At 72.3% G+C, this 19,834-nt stretch carries 8 protein-coding genes; 3 read left to right on the forward strand and 5 right to left on the reverse strand.

Going from position 1 to position 19,834, the window contains the following annotated elements:
• Positions 1-291: 291 nt before the first annotated feature.
• Positions 292-1,491 carry a MalY/PatB family protein gene (locus ACFYRX_RS33610; protein WP_389107990.1) on the reverse strand — a complete coding sequence of 400 codons (1,200 nt, stop codon included), beginning with the start codon at positions 1,489-1,491 and terminating at the stop codon, positions 292-294.
• 365 nt (positions 1,492-1,856) lie between these two features.
• Here ACFYRX_RS33610 and ACFYRX_RS33615 point away from each other — a divergent pair, with 365 nt between their 5' ends.
• The gene (locus tag ACFYRX_RS33615; RefSeq protein ID WP_389107993.1) at positions 1,857-4,259 is read left to right on the forward strand and encodes an amino acid adenylation domain-containing protein; all 2,403 of its coding nucleotides are present in this window, start codon (positions 1,857-1,859) and stop codon (positions 4,257-4,259) included.
• A gap of 53 nt (positions 4,260-4,312) precedes the next feature.
• Here ACFYRX_RS33615 and ACFYRX_RS33620 read toward each other — a convergent pair whose 3' ends face one another.
• Genes ACFYRX_RS33620 through ACFYRX_RS33635 form a run of 4 tightly spaced genes read right to left on the reverse strand, consistent with a single transcriptional unit; the run spans position 4,313 to position 16,090 of the window.
• The gene (locus tag ACFYRX_RS33620) at positions 4,313-5,545 is read right to left on the reverse strand and encodes a cytochrome P450 (protein ID WP_389107995.1); all 1,233 of its coding nucleotides are present in this window, start codon (positions 5,543-5,545) and stop codon (positions 4,313-4,315) included.
• Complete coding sequence (locus tag ACFYRX_RS33625; protein WP_389107998.1) at positions 5,535-5,744, reverse strand: MbtH family protein; 210 nt, start codon at positions 5,742-5,744, stop codon at positions 5,535-5,537. Before ACFYRX_RS33625 ends, ACFYRX_RS33620 begins: the two co-directional genes overlap by 11 nt.
• A 42-nt stretch (positions 5,745-5,786) precedes the next feature.
• Positions 5,787-12,794, reverse strand: coding sequence for an amino acid adenylation domain-containing protein (locus ACFYRX_RS33630; RefSeq protein ID WP_389108001.1), 7,008 nt, complete (start codon positions 12,792-12,794; stop codon positions 5,787-5,789).
• A gap of 20 nt (positions 12,795-12,814) precedes the next feature.
• Positions 12,815-16,090 carry an amino acid adenylation domain-containing protein gene (locus tag ACFYRX_RS33635; protein WP_389108004.1) on the reverse strand — a complete coding sequence of 1,092 codons (3,276 nt, stop codon included), beginning with the start codon at positions 16,088-16,090 and terminating at the stop codon, positions 12,815-12,817.
• A gap of 361 nt (positions 16,091-16,451) precedes the next feature.
• Between ACFYRX_RS33635 and ACFYRX_RS33640 the strand changes: the two genes are divergently transcribed.
• Entirely contained in the window at positions 16,452-16,688 is a 237-nt protein-coding gene (locus ACFYRX_RS33640; RefSeq protein ID WP_389108007.1) for a phosphopantetheine-binding protein, read from the forward strand.
• A 3-nt stretch (positions 16,689-16,691) separates the two neighbouring features.
• Positions 16,692-19,769: an amino acid adenylation domain-containing protein gene (locus ACFYRX_RS33645; RefSeq protein WP_389108010.1), complete on the forward strand. Its 3,078-nt coding sequence runs from the start codon at positions 16,692-16,694 to the stop codon at positions 19,767-19,769.
• Positions 19,770-19,834: the final 65 nt, after the last annotated feature.

Genomic DNA, 19,834 nt, shown 5'->3' on the forward strand with positions numbered 1-19,834 from the left:
CGGAAGGAAGGGATATCCGCCGAATCCCCCGGCCTATGTACGCTTACATTTCCGCTGGTGAATTGCACGCTTTCGACAGTGTGAATGGTCATCAGCCCTCCGGATCGTTAGGCGGCACTGATTGGGTGGGCCGTCTGATCCCGATTGTTCGGGTTGACACGGAGCGCCTGACAAATCGGTTCGACTGGCATGGTCTGTCGACCGTGCGTGTAATCAAGAAAAGCCCCCGTGATCTTGGTTTCCACCTTACTAGGCGTTGCCCGGTGCGAGTCAACAGGACAAAGGAGACAGTCACTTCCTTAGACGCCGGACCGCGGTGTCCATACGGTCCAGTGTTTCGTCCAGCACGTTGAGGGAGGTGCCGAAATTGAGGCGCACGAATCCGTTTCCCGCCGCACCGAAGGCCGGGCCGGAGAACAGCAGCACTCTGGCCTCGTCGCGGAAGAAGGCCATGGGATCGTCGCCCACGTCCAGGCGGCGGCAGTCGAGCCAGGCGAGGAACCCTGCCTCCGGGATCCGGTAGGCGAGCCCCGCGGGGAGCCGCTCGGCCACCCGGTGGCGGTTGCGGTCGAGCAGCGCCATGACCTCGTCCAGCCAGGGATCGCCCGAGGTCCAGGCGGCCTTGAGCGCCTCCACCGCGAGCACGCCCACCTGGCCGAAGGACAGGCCCTGCCGGGCATCGATGGCGTCACGCACGGCTCTGGGGCCCACATGGGCGACCGCGCAGCGGACCCCGGCCAGGTTGAACGCCTTGCTGCCCGAGGTCAGGGTGACGGTGCGGGCCGCCACCTCGGGACCCAGCGAGGCGAACGGAACGTGGCGGTGCGGGGCGTGGGTCAGATCCGCGTGCACCTCGTCGGAGACGACCAGCAGGTCGTGACGGAGCGCCAGTTCGGCGAGCGCCTCCAGTTCGGCCCGCCGGAACGCCCTGCCGGTGGGATTGTGCGGGTTCACCAGGAACAGGGCGCGGCACCGCCCGGGCCCCGCGTCCGCGACGGCGCGCTCCATCCGGTCCGGATCGAATCCCCAGCCCGTGCCGTCGTCCTCGATGGGCACGGTCAGCGGCCGGCGCCCGATCCGTTCGATGACCTCGACGAACGGGGGGCAGGCCGGGGTGTGCACCAGCACCGCCTCGCCGGGGGCGGTGGCCAGCTGGAGGGTGGCCAGCATCGCCTGGTTGATGTCGGTGAACAGCCGCACATGGGTGGGGTCGGGGGTGTGTCCGTATCGGCGTCGGGTCCGCTCGGCGAACACCTCGCCGAGCGGACCGCCCTCCGACTCGTCGAACCACGTCGGATAGCCGAGGTCCCCCGCGGCCCGGCGCGCCACCGCCTCACGGATCGCGGGTGCCGTGGGAAAGTCCATGTCCGCGACCCAGGAGCCCAGCACGTCCGCTCCGGCATGCGCCCATTTCTCCCCGTCCCGGCGTGACAACTCGCCGATGTCGAGAGAATCGAGTGCCGACTGTGCGGCCAAACCGGCGGATTTCATGGTGCGACCTCCCGGCCGGTCGGAAATATCCCGTTGCGGAGCCGAGACCCTGAAAGACATTGCATGAGGCAGTGCTCCCACTTCTCAAAGAAAATACTGTGACGCTCGTCACCTTGTAATGATCTGAGGTGATCGATAATCTCGCCAACCAGTTGTTGTCGCAATGTATTTGGCAATATGTCGGTCAGGGACGGGTTCGCGTGTCGAATACGCGCGTATGCGCCGCCCGGAACCACGAGACGGAAGGCGGGGAATTGACTTCCTATGCCGTTCAACTCCCAGGCGACCTGACGAGTGGCGGTCCCCGGACGAGTGGCGCTTCCCGGCCGCGCCGCACGGGAACGGCGCGCCGGAATGTCCCCGCGATGCACGACGCCGGCCTCGAAACGCTGGCGAAGGCCTGTGGCACCACCCGGGAACGCGCGGCACTCGCCGCGTTCGCCGTTCTGCTGTACCGGTACACCGGCCGCAACCACATCGAACTCGGGCCGAGCCGGGACCGCACCGAGGACACCGCTCTCCGTCTGGCGGTCACCGGGGAGGCCACCTTCCGCACGCTGGTGAAGGACGCCGAAAAGGACGCCGAAGCGGCACAGGAGCACCTGGCGGGGGGCCGCGTCCCCGTCCGCACCGGAGCGACGGTCCCGGCCGACCTCCCCTGCGAGGCGCAGCTGGTGCTGCCCGCCGTGGGCGACGGCCCGCTGCCGATCGAACTGCGCTACGACGAGTCGGTCCTCGACGCCGCCACGGCCGAGCGACTGCTCGCCCATTTCGACGCCCTGCTGACCGAGGGGCTCGCCCGACCGGACCTGCCCCTGGCCAAGCTGGAGTTCCTCGGCGAGAGCGAGCTGCACCAGATCCTCGTCGAGTGGAACGCCACCGCGGCGGACCTGCCGCACCCGCGGTCGTGTCTGCACAAGGCGTTCGAGGATCAGGCCGCGCGCACCCCGGACGCCGTCGTCGTGGCCCAGGACGACCGCCTGCTGACGTTCCGCCAGGTCAACACGGCCGCCAACCGGCTGGCCCACCGTCTGCGGAGACTCGGCGTCGGTCCCGACCGGCGTGTCGGCCTCTACCTCGACCAGTCGACCGATCTCCTGGTCGCCATCCTCGGCGTGCTCAAGGCGGGCGGCGCCTACGTACCGCTCGACCCCGGCTACCCGAGATCGCGCGTGGCCACCATGATCACGGGCGCCTCCTGTGTGGCCGTGATCAGCCGCAGCGATCTCGCCGACGGCCTCCCGCCGGCCGAGGGCCCCGGAGCCCGTCTGATCGTCCTCGACCGCGCGGCCGATGAGCTGGCCGCCGAGCCCGACCACGATCCGGAGCCGCTGGCCGGTCCGGACCACCTCTGCTACGTCATGCACACGTCGGGCTCCACCGGCACGCCCAAGCCCATCGCCCTGTGCCATCGCGGCGTGATGAACAACATCGCGGACCTCAACACCCGCTTCGGCGTGGGACCGGGCGACAGGGTGCTGGGCCTGTCGTCGCCGAGCTTCGACATGTCGGTGTACGAATTCCTCGGTGTACCCGTCGGCGGAGGCACCCTGGTGCTGCCCTCGCCCGGCCGCACCAGGGACCCCGCGCACTGGGCCGAGCTGTCGGCCCGCCACCGCATCACCCTCTGGAACACCGCGCCGGCGCTGCTGGACCTGCTCCTGGAACACCTCGACCACACCGACCGGTCCGCACCCGACGAGCAGCCCGCCCACCCGCAGCCGTTCAAGCGGGCGCTGCCCCTGCACGACCTGCGGCTGGTGATGCTCGCCGGTGACTGGATCCCCCTGCGGATGCCGGACCGCGTCCGGTCCCGCGCACCCCAGAGCCGTTTCATCTCCCTCGGCGGCGCCACGGAGGCGTCCATCTACTCGACCCTCTTCGAGGTCGAGGCCACCGACCCGGCCTGGACGAGCATCCCGTACGGGCGTCCGATGGCCAACCAGCGGGTGTACATCCTCGACGAGACCCTGCGGCCCGTACCGCCCGGCGTCACGGGCGAGTTGTACCTGGCCGGCACCGGGCTCGCCCGCGGGTACCTGGACCAGCCCGAGCGGACCGCGGAGCGTTTCCTGTCGTGGTCGTACGGACCTGTCAGCGAGCGCCTCTACCGCACCGGAGACCTGGCCCGGTTCGACGCCGACGGACTGATCGAGCTGATCGGCCGGGTCGACCTGCAGGTGAAGATCCACGGCCTGCGCGTCGAACTCACCGAGATCGAGGCGGCGCTGCGCGACCACCCGACGGTCAAGGAGGCCGTGGTGACGGCACAGACCGACGCCGTCGGCGCCCCGGTCCTGGTCGGCTACGCCGTGCCGCACGACAGCGCCGCCTTCCGGGCCGACGACGTACGGGAACACCTGGCATCCCGGCTCCCGCCGCACATGGTCCCCGGCGCCCTGCTCACGCTGCCGGTGCTGCCGCTCAGCCCCAACGGCAAGATCGACCGCAAGGCCCTTCCCGCCGCCTTCGCGCCCGTACCGGCCGGACCCGAACCCGCGGTGCCCGCCGAGGACCGGCCGCAGGGCCCCTGGGAGGAACGGCTCGGCGCGGTCTGGCAGCAGGTGCTGGGCGTCGCGTCGGTGCGCCGCGACGACGACTTCTTCATGCTCGGCGGCGATTCGATGAGGGCCATGCGCACCATGACGCTGGTACCGGGCTTCACCCTGGTGGACCTGTACCGGTGTCCGACCCTGCGGGAACTGGCCCGGCATCTGGAGGACTCCGCGGACGACCCGGCCGCCGGGCCGCCCGGTGCCCCCGCCTGACCGGCCGGCCGCAGCGGTGGGCGGCACCGTGGTGTGCCGCCCGCACCACCCCGTCACGAACTTGCCGAACATCGCACCGGGAGCCTGCTCACGCCGGTCAGGAAACTCGAGGCCATCCGCTCGACCGGCCCGGCCGGCTCCAGTTCACCGACCTGAGCGCACAACTCCTCCAGCATGACGCGCAGTTCCACCCGGGCCAGCGGACCGCCCAGGCAGAAGTGCGGGCCGTGACCGAGGGTCAGGTGCCGGTTCGGAGCGCGGGAGATGTCGAAACGGTAGGGGTCCTCGAAGATCTCCTCGTCCCGGTTCGCCGAGATGTTCCACAGCGTGACGATGCTGCCGGCGGTGATCCGCCGGTCCCTCAGCTCGATGTCCACAGTTGCGGTACGGCCGATGTGCGTCACCGGAGTCGTCCAGCGCAGCACCTCCTCCACCGCGGGATCGAGCAGTCCCTCGTCCTGGCACAGCCGCTCCCACTGCTCCGGGTGCTCCATCAGTGCCAGCGCCGCACCCGCGGACGACAGCCGTGTCGTCTCGTCCCCACCGATGATGATGTTGTAGCAGTTCAGCAGCACCTCGGCGTCGCTGAGACGGGCACCGCCGGCCTCCTCGGTGGCGAGCAGGCTCACGATGTCCTCGCCGGGCGCCTTGCGGCGGCCGGGGAGCAACCCGGCGTAGTAGAGCAGGATCTCCTGCTGGGCCTCCGCGGCCTCTTCCTGGGACTCCCGCGTACCGTCCGCGCCCAGCGCGGCCATGGTCATCTCCAGCATCGCGGCGCGGTCCGACGGCGGCACGGCGAGCAGCTCGCAGATCGCGACGAGCGGGATCTGCGCCGCGACATCGGCGACGAAGTCGCCCCCGCCCGCCTCCACCAGGGCCGCCACCAGACTCCGGGTGGCGGTTCTGACACCGTCCACGACCGGGGCCATGGCGCGGGCCGAGAACGCGCCCGTCAGCATGCGGCGCAGGGCGGTGTGCCGTGGCGGATCGGTGACCACCAGCATCTGGCCGCCCGCGGAGTCCCCGCCGGTGAGCAGGGTGCCGAGCATGTTGCCCTGCTCCGAACTGAGCCGCGCGGTGTCCCGGTAGACCGAGGCGATGTCACGGTAGCGCGTGACCGCCCAGAAGCCCGGGCCGCCGTCGCCGGTCTCGCACCGGACGACCGGGTGCTCCGCCCTCAGTTCGCGCCAGGTGTCGCAGGTGTCCGGGTCCGGATGCACGGCCGGGTCGATCAGGTGGAAGGGGAGCGTGGGCCCATCGACGACACCGGCGAGGTCAGCGGTCATGCGATGCCCCGATGAGGTCGTCCGCCCAGGATCGTTCGATCAGTTCCAGGCAGTCCGTCCGGGCGGCGGGCCCGTACGCGACCGACCACCCTGCCGGTACGTCCGCCGCCGCGGGCCACAGCGAGTACTCGTGCCGGTCGTTGACCAGAGCGAGGAAGCGGCCCGCGGAGTCGGCCGGGGCGTCGAAGGGACTTCTCACAGGTGTCTCCTGACAGGTCGGGCAGGATGCCGGCGGGATCGTTCACGCGGTGTGGTCCGGTCCGTCCAGGCGCCGGACGAGGACGGCGGCGATCTCGGCCAGGGGGCCGGGGGCGAGCATGTCACCGTGCCGGCAGGCGACCGGGTGACTCTCGATCCGCCCGCTCGTGTAGGGCGCCCAGTCGTCCGGCCCCTCGGGATCGGGCGCCTTGTCCTCCATCGCTTCGAAGAACAGCACGTCCACGTCGACGGGCCGCGAGTCGTGGCGCCGCTGAGCGCTGACGTTGTTGGTGAACACCCGTGCCACCGAGGCCAGTTGATCGCTCGACAGCGTGCTGAGCGGGCTGCCGTGCTCGGTCAGGATGCGCAGGGCCGTCGCCGGGTCGAGCGGCGGCGCGCCGCCCGGCTGCCGGAGCCCGAGCGAGTGCAGTACCTCCGCGAGCGCCTCGGGCTGGTCGTAGTCCACCGGGCGGGCGTCCGGGCGCCGGGGATAGGAGTCGAGCAGCGTCAGCAGCGCGACCTCCTCGCCCTCGGCGCGCAGCAGCCGGGCCGCCTCGTGGGCGAGGATGCCGCCCATGGACCAGCCCAACAGGTGGTAAGGGCCGTGGGGTTGGACGGAGCGCAGCTGTGCCACATGGTCCCTGGCCATCGCGGCCAGGTCAGGGACCAGGGCGGTGGGGTCGTCCAGGCCGCGGGACTGGAGGCCGTAGATCGGGCGCTCGCCGTCCAGATGGCGCAGCAGACCCGAGTACACCCAGCCGAGGCCGACGCCGGGGTGGAAGCAGAACAGCGGCTCCCGGACGCCATGCGGCCGCAGCGGGATCAGCACGTCCAGCGCGCCGTCGGGGTCCGCCTCCGGCGCCGGACCGTCGAGAAGTGCGGCCAGACCGGCGACGGTCGGGGTGCGGAACAGCGTGTCGATGCCGAACCGGGCCCCGAACCTGGTGCGCAGCCGCCCCAGCAGCCGGAAGGCGAGCAGCGAGTGACCGCCGAGGTCGAAGAAGCTGTCGTGGGCGCTGAACCGGGCTGCCGGTCCGTCCGCGCCCAGGACCTCGCCGAAGAGCGCGGCCAGCTCCTTCTCCAGGGCGGTGCCGGGCGGCCGCTCCTCGCGGCCCGCCGCGCTGCCGGGGTCCGGTGCGGGCAGCGCCCGCCGGTCCAGCTTGCCGTTGGGGGTGCGGGGCAGGGTCGGCAGGGTGACGACCATCGGCACCATGTGCCGGGGCAGGGCGCCCTCGACGTGGCGGCGCAGCGCCGGGCCGTCGACCCCGGCGCCGGGTTCCAGGACGACGTAGCCGACCAGCCTGCGGTCACCGGGCCGGTCCTCGCGGACCACGACGGCCGCCTGGACGACGTCGGGGTGGTCGGCGAGAGTCGCCTCCACCTCGGCCAGTTCGATCCGGAAGCCGTTGATCTTGACCTGGTCGTCCAGCCGTCCGAGGAAGTCCAGGTTGCCGTCCGGCAGCCAGCGCACCAGGTCCCCCGTGCGGTACATCCGGGCTCCCGGCTCGCCGTACGGGTCGGCGACGAAGCGCTCCGCGGTCAGCGAAGGCCGGCCGAGATAGCCGGTGGCGAGGCCCGGGCCGCCCAGATAGAGCTCGCCCGGCACACCCACGGGCACCGGGCACAGTCCCTGGTCGAGAACGTAGGAGCGGGTGTTCCAGGACGGGCGGCCCACCGGGGGTGCCTGGTCGAAGGGCCCGTCGCCGAGCCAGCCGGTGGCGTAGACGGGGGCCTCGCTGGGGCCGTAGACGTTGGCGACGCGCGCGCCGGGGAACGCCGCCGCGATCTCGTTCGCCACCGCGGCGCCCAGCTGTTCGCCGGCCAGCACCACCGTTCCCGCGGTGATCGCCGGGTCCAGTCGCCGGATCAGGTCGGCGAAGACCGAGGGCACCCCGCTGACCAGGGCCGGGGCGGTGACCGGGCCGTCCGCCAGGGTCTCCTCGTCGGCCAGGGCGAGCAGATCCCGGTGGATCCGGACGGTGCCGCCCGTGGCGAGCGGGCCGAAGATCTCGAAGACGGAGACGTCGAAGCTGACCGAGGTGGTGGCCTGCACCTGGCTGAGCCCCTCCGTGCCGAGGAAGCCGGCCAGCCAGGCCAGCAGGTCGGCCATGTTGGCGTGCGAGACGACCACGCCCTTGGGCCGCCCGGTGGACCCGGACGTGTAGATGATGTACGCCGGGTCGGCCGGGTTCAGGGGGCGCGGACGCTCCGCGTCGGTGACATCGCCGTCGGACCGGGCGGACAGGTCGACCGCGGGGTCGTCCAGGACGAGCCGCGGGACGTCCGCCGCGGGCAGGGCACGGTCCGTCCCGGCGGTGGTCACCAGGAGCGTCGGCCGGGCGTCCGTCAGCAGCAGGGTGATCCGGTCCCGCGGGTACTGCGGGTCGACGGGCAGATAGGCGGCGCCGGTCTTCAGTACCGCCACCAGGGCCACGAGCAGCTCGGCGGAGCGGGGCAGGGCGAGGGCGACGATGCGGCCGGGGCCGGCGCCGCGGGCGAGCAGTTCCCGGGCCAGCCGGTTGGCCCGCGAGTTCAGCTCCGAGTAGTCGAGCGTGGTGCGGCCGTCGGCCACGGCCGGCGCGTGCGGCCGCTCCTGCGCCCGGTCCTCGAACAGCTCCGGGAAGAAGCGGTTGCCGTCCCGGGGGACGGGATCGCCGTGCCACCCGCCGAGTCGGCGCAGCTCCGCCTCGGAGAGCAGCACGGTGTGTTCGTACCGGTCCCCGGGAGCGGTGGCCAGCGCGGTGAGCGTCCGACGGTAGTAGCCGCCGATCTCGGCCACCTGCTCGTCGGTGAACCGGTCGGCGTCGTAGCGCAGATGCAGGAGTACCGCGGCCGAGGTCAGGTCCTGGGAGAACTCCGCGCCGAACGGGATGCTGGTGTTGGTGACGCGTCGCTCGTCGAGCACCTCGAGTTCGGCCGTCCGGTCCAGGACCGAGCGGTAGACGTGGAAGCGGGTGAAGTTGAAGAAGCTGTCGAACAGCTCCCGGCCGCCGACGGCACGCTTGATCTCCGGCATCGGGAAACGGCGGTGCGGCTGTACGGCGATGTCGGTGCGGTTGACGGCGGCCACCAGGTCGTCCCAGGTGCCTCCGGTCAGCCGGGTACGGAACGGGAGCGTGTTGAGGAACATGCCCAGCACCCGGTCGCCGTCGCGGTCCTCGGTACGACCGTTGTAGACGACGCCGGTGACGACGTCGGGGCTCCCGGTGAGCAGGGAGACCACGCGCAGGTGGGCGGCGAGCAGAAGGGTACGCACGGGCACCCCGAGCCGTTCGGCGGCCTCGGTCAGCGCCGACGCCTCGTCCGGCGGCAACTCCACGGGGACGAGGCGCATGTCGGGCCGCCCGGTGGCGGGCCACAGCCGGGGCAGGGCCGCGAACTCGCAGTCGGCCAGGTGCTCCGCCCAGAAGGCGCGGTGCTCCTCGTCGGCCACGGCGGCGCGTTCCTCCGCGACGAACGCGCCGAACCGGGCGGCGGGCGGTTCCGGGAAGGCGATCCCGGATGTCCGGGAGTCGTCGACGCAGCGCAGATAGCGGTCGAACAGCTCGGTGATCAGCGAGCGCTCACTCCAGCCGTCGAGGATCACGTGGTGTTCCGTGACCCACAGCTGGAAGGTGTGGTCGGTCAACCGCTGCGCGTGGAACCGGATCAGCGGGGCCTGGTCCCAGGAGAACGGGGTCTGCTTCTCGGCGGTGAACCGCTCGTCCAGGGCGGTTCGCCGGCCGGCCTCGTCCAGGTGGCGCAGGTCCTCGAAGGAGACCGGGGCCGTGACACGACGGTGCACCAGCTGGAGCGGTTCACCGAAACCCTCAAGGTGGAAGGAGGTCCGCAGGATCTGGTGGTCGGCCACCATCGAGTCCAGGGCGGTGCGCCAGGCGTTCTCGGACCAGGCGGCCCGGATGTGGTACCCGCAGACGTTGTGGTAGATCCGCTCGGCCGCGTCCAGCCCGCTGTGGTAGAGCATGCCGGCCTGCAGCTGGGAGAGCGGAAAGGCGTCCTCGACGTCGGCGGGCAGCGCGGCCCGGTCCTCGGCGGTCAGCAGCGACAGCGGCCGGTACTGGGAGCCCCCGCTGCCGGGGGCGACGAGTGAGGTGTGCGGGGCCAGCTCCCGGATGGTCTGGTACCGGAGGAGGTCCTGGAGCCGGAAGTCCAGCCCTCTCTCCCGGGCCCGGCTGAGCAGGGCGATGGTGCGGATCGAGTCGCCGCCCAGCAGGAAGTAGTTCTCGTCGGTGCCCACCCGCTCATGGCCGAGCACCTCGCTCCAGACCTGGACGAGGATCTCCTCCGCATGGCTGGCCGAGGCGGTGACCGGCGTGTCGGCCGCACGGGACGGGGCGGGCAGTCGGCGCCTGTCGACCTTCCCGTTGACGGTGAGCGGGAAGCGGTCGAGCACCACGAAGGCTGCCGGAACCATATGGGGAGGCAATGTGGCGAGGAGGTGGTCCCGCAGCTCTGCGGCGCCCAGGCCGGCCCGCTCGGTAACGACGTGGGCCACGAGCCCCGGGCCGCCGTCCCGGCCGTCGTCGAGGGCCGACACCAGGGCCTCCCGTACGTCCGGATGCCCGACGAGTGCTGCCTCCACCTCCCCCGGCTCGATCCGGAAGCCCCGGATCTTCATCTGGTCGTCGGCCCGGCCGCAGTACTCCAGTTCTCCGCCGGGCAGCCGCGCCACCAGGTCGCCGGTGCGATAGGCCCGGCCGCCGGGCAGCGTGACGAAGCGGGCCGCGTTCAGCTCCGGGCGCCCGAGGTAGCCGCGGGCGAGTCCGGCACCGCGTACGTACAGTTCGCCGACGACACCGTCGGGCACGGGGCGGCCCCGGTGGTCGAGGACGTCCAGCGCGAGGTCCGGGATGGCGACGCCGATGACGCTGCCGGTGCCCTCCTCGGCGTCCTGCGCGGAGATGGGCCGGTAGGTGACGTGGACGGTCGTCTCGGTGATGCCGTACATGTTCACCAGGCGCGGTCCGCCGGGATGCCGTTCGAACCACGGGCGCAGCGTTCGCGGCTCCAGCGCCTCGCCGCCGAACACCACGTATCTGAGGGCCGGTACGGCGACGTCCGCGCGCTTCTCCTCGCGCATCAGCACGGCGAACGCCGACGGGGTCTGGTTGAGGACGGTGACCCCTTCGGCGCCCAGGAGCCGCAGGAACGCGCGGGGGTCCCGGCTGGTCTCGTAGGAGACGACGACGAGCCGGCCGCCGTGGGCAAGCGCACCCCACAGCTCCCACACCGAGAAGTCGAAGGCGTAGGAGTGGAACAGCGTCCAGACGTCGTCGGGGCCGAACCCGAACCAGTGGCGGGTCGAGGTGAACAGCCGGGCGACATTGCGGTGCGGGACGAGGGTGCCCTTGGGTTCCCCCGTGGAACCGGAGGTGTGGATGACGTACGCCAGGTCGTCCGGACGGACCTGGTGGTCCGGTGCCTCGGCAGGGTGCGCGGCGATGACGGCCGCGTCGTCCCGGAGCGAGACGACGGCGCCGGTGAAGCCGTCCAGCCAGGCGCCCGGGGGTTCGTCGACCAGTACATGGGTCAGCGCGGTGTCCCGCACGATGAAGGACAGCCGGGCGTCCGGGTACGCCGGGTCCAGGGGGACGTAGGCGCCGCCGGCCTTCTGGATGCCGAGGATCGCCACGACCAGGTCCAGGGACCGTTCCGCGCAGAGGCCGACCAGGACCTCGGGGCCCACACCGAGTTGCCGCAGGTGCCGGGCGAGCCGGTTGGAGCGCCGGTCGAGCTCGGCGTAGGTGAGCTGTTCGCTGTCGTGGCGGACCGCGACGGCGTCGGGCCGGTCGGCGGCATGGCGGGCGAACCGGTCGAGGACGGTCTCCTCGCTCGCCTCCGGTGCCGCGTGGGCGGTTTGCCCGGTGGTGGGCACCGCGAGGGTGTGCACCGGATCGCTCGGGTTCCGTACGACCTCGGTGAGGAGCTGGGCGTAGTGCCGGGCGAACTGCTCGGTCAGCCAGTCGGGCCAGGCGGCGTCGAAGCGGGCCTGCCCGTCCGGCGTGACGGTCAGCCGCAGCGTGTGGGGGTGCGGCGCGGGGGTGTCCTGGCGGGTGACGACGACCCCGTCCGGCAGCTCCCGCACGCCGGTGTGCGTCGCGCGCGACTCGAAGGCGACGGGGAGCGGCGGCTGTTCGTCGGGCCAGTCGGCACCGGCGCCGCGAGGGGCCAGGTGCCGGAGCCTTCCGAGTACGGTGCGGAAGTCCGGGTCCCCGGTCAGGTCCGCGTGGACGGTCGAGGGAGTGGTGAACGGGCCGACGGCGGAGGCGAACGCGGTCCCGCGCTCGTCACGGGTGGTGGCGATGAGGATGTCGTCGGTGTCGGTGTACCGGGCGACCAGCAGGGCCAGCACGGCGGTCAGCCCGTCGTCGTAAACGGCGCCGGCCTCCGCGCACAGGTCGCGCAGACCCGCGACGGCCGCAGCCGGCAAGCGCAACCGGTGGGGGGCGGCCCGGTCGGGAAGGACGTTCGCGAGCCGCGGGGGTGTCAGGTCCCCGGCGTCCTCGTACGCGGCGGCGGGGCCGTCCGCGGCGTACTCGGTGAACTGCGGTGCGGGTGAGGCGGGCAGGTGTGCCGCCTGCGGTCCGTCCTGGGCCTGCCAGGCGGTCAGGAGGTCCTCGAGGAGAAGGTCGAGAGACCGTTCGTCGGCGACCATGCGATGCAGGGTCAGTGTCAGCCGGAGACCGGTGCGGCCGACGGGTTCCACGGCGGCCCGCAGCAGCGGTCCCCGCTCCGGGTCGAAGGCGGCGTCCGGCTCCGCCCACAACGACGGCGGTTCGCTGTGCACCGACTGCACCAGGGTGGTGCCCTCGAAGGCGAATCGGGTGCGCAGCGCGTCGTGGCGCCGGACGCAATCGGCCACGGCGGACCGCAGCCGCGCGGCGTCCGTGGTGCCTTCGAAGGTGACGGTCAACCGCAGCTCGTGGGCTGTGTGGTCCGGCGTCAGCTCATGGGCGACGTACAGCTGCTGCTGGTGCGGTGTGGCCGCTACGGCGGTCTGCGGCAGGGTGGCCGTGGGTGTCTGCGCGGGGCCCGTCTGACGGGTGCTCACTGATCATCGACCCTTCGTCGTCACGGGTGTCGCTGCTGGGATCGTTCGGTCCGTCGGCGCCACTCGCCCAGTGCCCTGGCACGGGCGGCACCCCGGGCGGGTGTGCGGGCCGGGCGGTTGTCCGGGGTCTCCGCGTCGCCCGGGCCGCCCGGTGGGGCGTCGAGCCGCAGGGCCAGGCCTCGGACGGTGGTGTGACGGAAGAGTTCGGCGGCGGTCAGCTCCGGATACCGGTCTGTCAGCAGGACCAGCACCCGCAGGAGTCCGGCGGAGGTGCCGCCGAAATCGAAGAAGGTGGTGTCCAGGTCGGCGACCGGAGCACCGAGAACGCGTTCCCATGCCTGGCGTACGGCGTCGAGGGCCCGCCCGGCGGGCTCCGCGGCCGGCGGGCCGGGCCGGGACGACAGCGCCCGCGCCGCCCAGCCGCACGCGGTGGCCCGGTCCAGCTTGCCGTTGGGCAGCTGGGGCAGTTCCCCGACGAGCAGCCACACGGCGGGCACCATCGCCGGTACGAGAGAGGCGGCCGCGTGCCGCCGTATCTCTTCCGCCAGATCTGGTGGCGCCGGCACCGGCGTGCCGGGATCCGGGGTGTCTGGATCCGGGGTGTCTGGATCCGGGGTGTCTGGATCCGGGGTGTCTGGATCCCTGGTGCCGCTCGCGGGAACGAGACACGCGGTGACCGTGGCGCCGTCGGCGGCGACGGCGACGAGGGCGTCACGGACCGCCGGGTGGGAGCGCAGGACGCTCTCGATCTCAGCGAGTTCGACCCGCTGGCCGAGGATCTTCACCTGGCCGTCGGCACGGCCGAGGAACCGCAGACCGTTCTCGGGGTCGAGAACCGCGAGATCGCCGGTGTCGTACCCGGCGCGGCCGTCGTACTCCCGGAACCGGTCGGCGGTGAGGTCGGGCCGCCGCCAGTAGCCGGAGCCCACGCCCGCTCCGAGGATCACCAGCCGGCCCGGCACTCCGGGCGGCAGCGGCCGATCATGGGGGTCGGCCACCAGGCACTCCTCGCCCGCCAGGGGGTGGCCGATGTGCACGGGTACGTGCGGCCGTACCCGCCACACCGTCGACCACACCGTGGTCTCGGTCGGGCCGTAGCAGTTGAGCACCTCGCCGGGGACCAGTGCGTCCAGCCGGTCGGCCAGGTCGCGCGGCAGTTGCTCACCGCCCACCAGCAAGGTGCCGAGCCGGCCCAGCAGACGGCGTCCGTCCGGGTCGTCGGCCAGGATCCGCGCCACCGTGGGGGTGCACTGGTAGAGGGCGCCCGTGGGTACGTCCTGACCGGTGACCTCGCGGTGCCCGGTCAGCAGGACGGTGCGGCCCGCGGTGAGCGGCCAGTACAGCTCGAGTGCGCTGATGTCGAAGGAGACGCTGGTGGCCGCGACGGTGACGGCGGGCGGGCCGGACAACTCCCGGTCGAAGGCGGCGAAGAGCGCGGACAGGTTCTGGTGGCGGACGATCACGCCCTTGGGTCTGCCGGTCGACCCGGACGTGTAGATGACGTAGGCGGGGTCCTCCGGGCGGATCCGCGGCCATCGCGCGGGTTCGGGGGCCGCCGCGTCCGGTGTGAGGGCCACTCCCGCGGCCCCGGGGTCGGTGCCGGGCACCGGGGTGCCGATGATCGCGGACGGCTGGGCGTCCTCGATCATCAGCCGGAGCCGGCCGGCGGGGTAGTCGGGGTCGAGCGGCACATAGGCGGCGCCCGCCCGCCAGACCGCGAGCAGTGCCACCAGGAGATCGGGAGTGCGCGGCAGCCGCACGGCCACCCGGTCTCCGGGCCGTACCCCCGCCTCGATCAGTGCGGCGGCCAGTTTCCCGACCCGGTGGTCCAGTTCGGCGTATGCGACCTGTGCGCCGCCGTACTCGAGCGCGGTCGCCCCGGGGGTACGCCGGGCGTGCTCGGCGAGGTGGTCGGGGACGGACGGGAGGGACTTCGGGTGCGGCTCCTCGCCGGCCTTCTCAGCGACTGCGGGATCGCTCCTCCCGGCGCCGGTGCCGGCCCCCGGACGGCTCTCGTCGGCGTCCGCTTCCGGGCCGCCTTCGCCGGTCAGCCGCAGTCGGGTGAGCGGGACGGCCGGTTCGGTGGTGAGGGCGGAGAGGGCGCGTAACAGGTGCTCGGCGAACAGTTCGGCGGCGCTGGTGGACAGGTGGGCGCGGTCGTGTTCGACGCTCAGGCCGGCGCCGCCGTCGGGGGCCCGGTGCAGGGTCACCGCGAGCGGGTACTCGCCGGCCGCCACCGAAGGCGGGGTGAGCTGCCAGACCAGGCCGCTCGCGGTGAGCCGGGCGGGGGCGGACGCCTGGGTGCAGATGATCCCGGTCAGGGGTTTGCGTCCCGGACTGCGCTCGGCGCGGCTCACCCGCAGGATGTCCTCCACGGGCAGCTCGGCGTGGTCGAGCGCGTCGAAGAGGGCGTCGGCGGCACGGTCGCACACGGACGCGGTGTCGGCCCCGGCCAGCCGGAGTCGGACGGGCAGGGTGTTCTGGAGACAACCGATGACGTCCTGGTCGGCCTTGGCGCGGGTGGTGGCGACGGTGGCGAGCACGACGTCGTCGCTGCCGCCGTACCAGTCGGCCACCACCCCCAGGGCGGCGAGGACCTGGGCGAACGCGGTCGCCCCCGTCTCCCTGGCCCGCCGGTGCATCGCCGCGCTCAGCGCCGCCGGGATGCCCAGGGTCACCGTGGCATGGCCGGGCGGTTCGGCGGACGCGATGCGGGGCAGTGCGGTGTGCGCGGGGCAGCTGTCGAGTTCCCGGGACCAGAAGGCCTCCAGTGCCGCGAGGCGGTCGGAGCCCGGTGCCGGTCTGCGGTCGTGGGCCCTACTCAGCGGTGTGCCGTCGTAGGCGTCGGCGAGCAGTCTCAGCAGGACGGCGGCCGACTCCTCGTCGAACACCGCGTGGTGGACCCCCACCAGGCAGTGGGCGCCGTCCCCGGTGACGACGACACGGATCCGGCACAGCGGCCCCTGTCCGTGGACGAACGGGGCACCGGTCTCGGCGATGCGCGCGGTCAGCGCCGTGTCGTCCGCGGACCGTTCGGCCGCGATGTCGACCTCGGCGGCGGGGTGCAGGCGCCGCATCAGGCCGTCGGCAGTGGGATGCAGGGACGTCCGCAGCGCCGGCTGGGCGGCGACGACCGCCCGGAGGGCCGCCGTCAGCCGGTCGGGGTCGACCGGGCCGTCGACGCGGATGTGATGGAGCAGGGTCGCCCGGCCGCCCTGCTGGTCGAGCAGGAAGAATCTCGTCTGCTCGGCACTGGCCGGACCGATCGCATTCTCTGGATCTGCATCGTCAGACATTCTGAGAGCCCCCGCCTCAAATCCGTGCGACGAAATAACAGAGCCACGTTAGGAAGATCTTTTTCCGGTGTCAAGGAGGAATTCCGATTGGCCTTTCCCGGGGCGCACCGGTGGATTTCCGCGTGTAATGGGACATCGTCGATGTGACGTGCGTCACGTTGATCATCGATGGGTGGCTCTGTAGCGTGGCCTGGGTATTCAATCTGTAGGTCCTTGAGATCGTGGGCAGTTGAGGCGGCGGCCTAGTGACAGGCGCCTGGCAGGACCGGGAAATTTCCCGCCTCAGACGCGTGTGGCGAAGATTTCGGGCCAATGGAATTCGGGGGACTGTTCAGTGGAGTCGAATTCATATACATCCGGTGTGTCCACCGGTGATGCCGCAGGTCTGGCGAAGAGTCTTTGGAGTGAGATTCTGGGATCCGACGCCGATACCGGAACCGGATTTCTGGAGAACGGTGGCGATTCGTTCCGTGCAGTCCTGCTGACCACCCGTCTGTACGAACTGACGGGGCGTGAGATCGAGTACCTCGACGTGCTCGAGGCGGACGGAGCCGGGGCGATCGCCCGTCTGCTCACCACCGACACCCCAGGGAGCTGACCCATGGGCTGGGAACTGGCGCCCAACCAGATCGACCTCTACACCGCCGACCAGGCCACCGACGACCCCGCCACCTACCTCGTGAACGCGGTCTACCGGATCACCGGTCCCGTCGACCCGGACCGCCTCGCCGGAAGACTCCAGCGGCTCTGCGCCGCGCACCCCGTGCTCGCGGCCCGGGTGGTCCAGGACGGAGCCTCCTGGTTACTGGAGGAGGTGCCCGACCGCCCCCAACTGCTGTGCGTCACACTCGACACCGACCCGGACGGCACCGCGGCCCGGCAACGGGTGCACGACGAACTGCGGGTCCCGCTGGACCTGGCCGAGGGCCTGCTGCTGCGGGCCGTCCTGCTCCGGTACCGGCCGGACACCGCCGATCTCCTGCTCGTGGCGCACCACCTGGTCGTCGACGGGCACTCCATGGCACTGATCGCCCGCCGGCTGCTGACCGACGAACCCAGCACGTCCGGCCCCGCCTTCGCCGACTGGGCAGGGACCGCCCGCGACCGGCAGACCGCCCGCACCGCCGACGCGGCCGCGATCCGTGCCGAACTCGCCGCCGCGGACAGCGCGCCCTCCCTCGACTGGGCCGCGCCGGACGGCCCCCCGCCCCAGGACGAGCCGACCGGCGGAGTCGCCGAGGCCCTCGTCCCCGCCGCTCTGCACGAGGGCATCCGGCAGCTGAGCGCCGACCTCGGCATCACGGCCCACTCGGTGGTGCTGGCCGCCGCCGGGCTCGTCATCGGCCGCAACTCCGGCTGCTCCCGGCCGGTCGTCGGTACCACCGTCTCCCGCCGCCCGGCCGCCCACGCCACCACGGTCGGGTACTTCAACACCACCACCCCGGTGCCCGTCGGCCTCGACGACGGAACCACCATCGCGGACTTCCTGCGCGCCGTGCACCGGCGCGGAATACGGGCGTACCGCGAGTCGGACGTGCCCCTGTCCGCCGTCTGGCCCTCCTCCGCCGGCACCACACCACAGGTCGTGCTGGCCGCCATCGACGCCCTGCCGCACCTCACCGACGGTGAGGTGACCGCCGTTCCGCAGCAGGACCAAGGACTCGGCACGGCCCACTTCCCGCTCACGATCGGCCTCTACCAGCAGCCCGACCGGCAAGGCGGGATCCGGATGCTGCTGCGGCACCAGCGCGCCCTGGTCGACGACTCGGCCGCCGGCCTCTTCTTCCGGCAACTGCTCCACGTACTCGGCGAGTTCACGAAGTCTCCGGAACGACCACTCGGTGCTGTGGACACCCTGCCCGGCCCGGAGCTCCTCGCCGGGCTCGACACCGGGCGCGGCGAACCGCTCGACGTACCCGCCCGCACCCTGACGGAACTTTTCGAGCAGCAGGCCGCCGCCGTCGCCGACAGGACCGCCGTCGTGTGCGGCGCGGACCGTCTCACCTACCGCGAACTCGATGAGCGCTCCAGGTCCCTGGCCCTCGCGCTCGGCGAGGCCGGGGTACGGCCCGGCGACCGGGTCGGCGTCTGCCTGGACCGCGGCACCGGCCAGGTGACGGCCGTCCTCGCCGTGCTGCGCGCCGGAGCGGCCTATGTGCCCCTCGACCCGGACTATCCGCCGCAGCGCCTCGCCTTCGTCGTCGAGGACACCGGCCTGCGCACCGTCATCACCCAGGAAGGACTGCTGCCCGGGACGCAGGGGCTGCGCGTGGTTACGGTGGACGCCGAGCCCGGGAATCCGGACCGGCCGCTGCCCTCCCCGACTCCCGACGCCACGGCCTACGTGATCCACACCTCGGGGTCCACCGGCCGGCCCAAGGGCGTCCTGGTCAGCCACCGCAACGTGGCCGCGCTGCTCGCCGCCACCGAGCGGGAGTACGCACCCGGACCGGACGACGTCTGGTCGTACTTCCACTCCCTGGCCTTCGACTTCTCCGTCTGGGAGATCTGGGGCTGTCTGCTGAGCGGCGGCCGGCTCGTCGTCGTCCCCTACGACGTCTCGCGTGACGCCGAGGCGTTCCACACCCTGCTGCGTGCCGAGGGCGTGACCGTCCTCAACCAGACACCGTCCGCCTTCGCCCAGCTGGTGAACACCCGGGCCTTCCAGGACGGCGGCCTCGCGGTACGGCTGCTCATCTTCGGCGGCGAGGCCCTGGACCGCGGCATCCTGCTGCCCTGGATGGACCGCTATCCCGAGGACGTCTGCCGCGCCGTCAACATGTACGGGATCACGGAGACCACCGTCTTCTGCACCTGGCACACCGTCGACCGCGCCGAGGCACGGCGCGGCAGCCGCTCCATCGGACGCCCCATTCCCGGCTGGGACATCCACGTCCTGGACGGTCGCGGACTCCCGGTCCCCCCTGGCGTGCCCGGGGAGATCCACGTCGGCGGTGCCGGCGTCACCCAGGGTTATCTGGACCGGCCGGAGCTGAACGCCGAGCGGTTCCTGGACGGCCTGCCGGTCCTGCCCGGCCTGCGCCTCTACCGCAGCGGCGACCTGGGCCGCTTCCTGCCCGACGGCCGACTGGAGTACCTGGGCCGGCTCGACGAACAGGTCAAGATCCGCGGACACCGCATCGAGCCCGGCGAGATCCGGCACTCCCTGCTGGAGGACCCGCGCGTACGGGCTGCCGCCTGTGTGGCGCGCACCCCCGGCGGGCCGGACACCGCGCGCGTGGACGCCTATGTCGTCACCGACCGTCCCGACGCCCTCGGCGACATCCGCCACCGGCTCGCCGACCGGCTCCCCGGCCATGCGCTGCCCGCCACCCTCACCGCGGTGCCCGAACTGCCCCTGACCCCGAACGGCAAGCTGGACACCGCCCGGCTGCCCGAGCCCGCACCGGCCGTGCCCACCGCCGGCCGGGACTCCGGGCCGACGGAACCCGACGGCCCCTGGGCGGCCGTGGCCGCGACCTGGCAGGAGGTCCTCGGGGTGCCCGTCGGCGCGGACGACAACTTCTTCGACCTCGGCGGCACATCGGTGCAGGCGGTCCTGCTCATCAGCGCCCTGCGCGAGGCGAACTACCCCGACGTCCGCCTGCGGGACGTCTTCCGCAACTCCACCCCCAGGCGGCTGGCCGCCGCGCTCGACCAGCGCCCGGCGCAGTCATGACCCGACGAGTCCGGTCCGGGGGAACGGACCGTCCTCGACCCGGTCCATCGTTCCCGGCCTGGTCG

The organism is Streptomyces sp. NPDC005374, from assembly GCF_042872225.1.
Lineage (GTDB): Bacteria > Actinomycetota > Actinomycetes > Streptomycetales > Streptomycetaceae > Streptomyces.

Excerpts from the sequence above, each read along its gene's own strand:
- ACFYRX_RS33610 (WP_389107990.1), bottom strand. The coding sequence starts at position 1,491 with ATGAAATCCGCCGGTTTGGCCGCACAGTCGGCACTCGATTCTCTCGAC.
- ACFYRX_RS33615 (WP_389107993.1), top strand. The coding sequence starts at position 1,857 with ATGCACGACGCCGGCCTCGAAACGCTGGCGAAGGCCTGTGGCACCACC.
- ACFYRX_RS33620 (WP_389107995.1), bottom strand. The coding sequence starts at position 5,545 with ATGACCGCTGACCTCGCCGGTGTCGTCGATGGGCCCACGCTCCCCTTC.
- ACFYRX_RS33635 (WP_389108004.1), bottom strand. The coding sequence starts at position 16,090 with ATGTCTGACGATGCAGATCCAGAGAATGCGATCGGTCCGGCCAGTGCC.
- ACFYRX_RS33645 (WP_389108010.1), top strand. The coding sequence starts at position 16,692 with ATGGGCTGGGAACTGGCGCCCAACCAGATCGACCTCTACACCGCCGAC.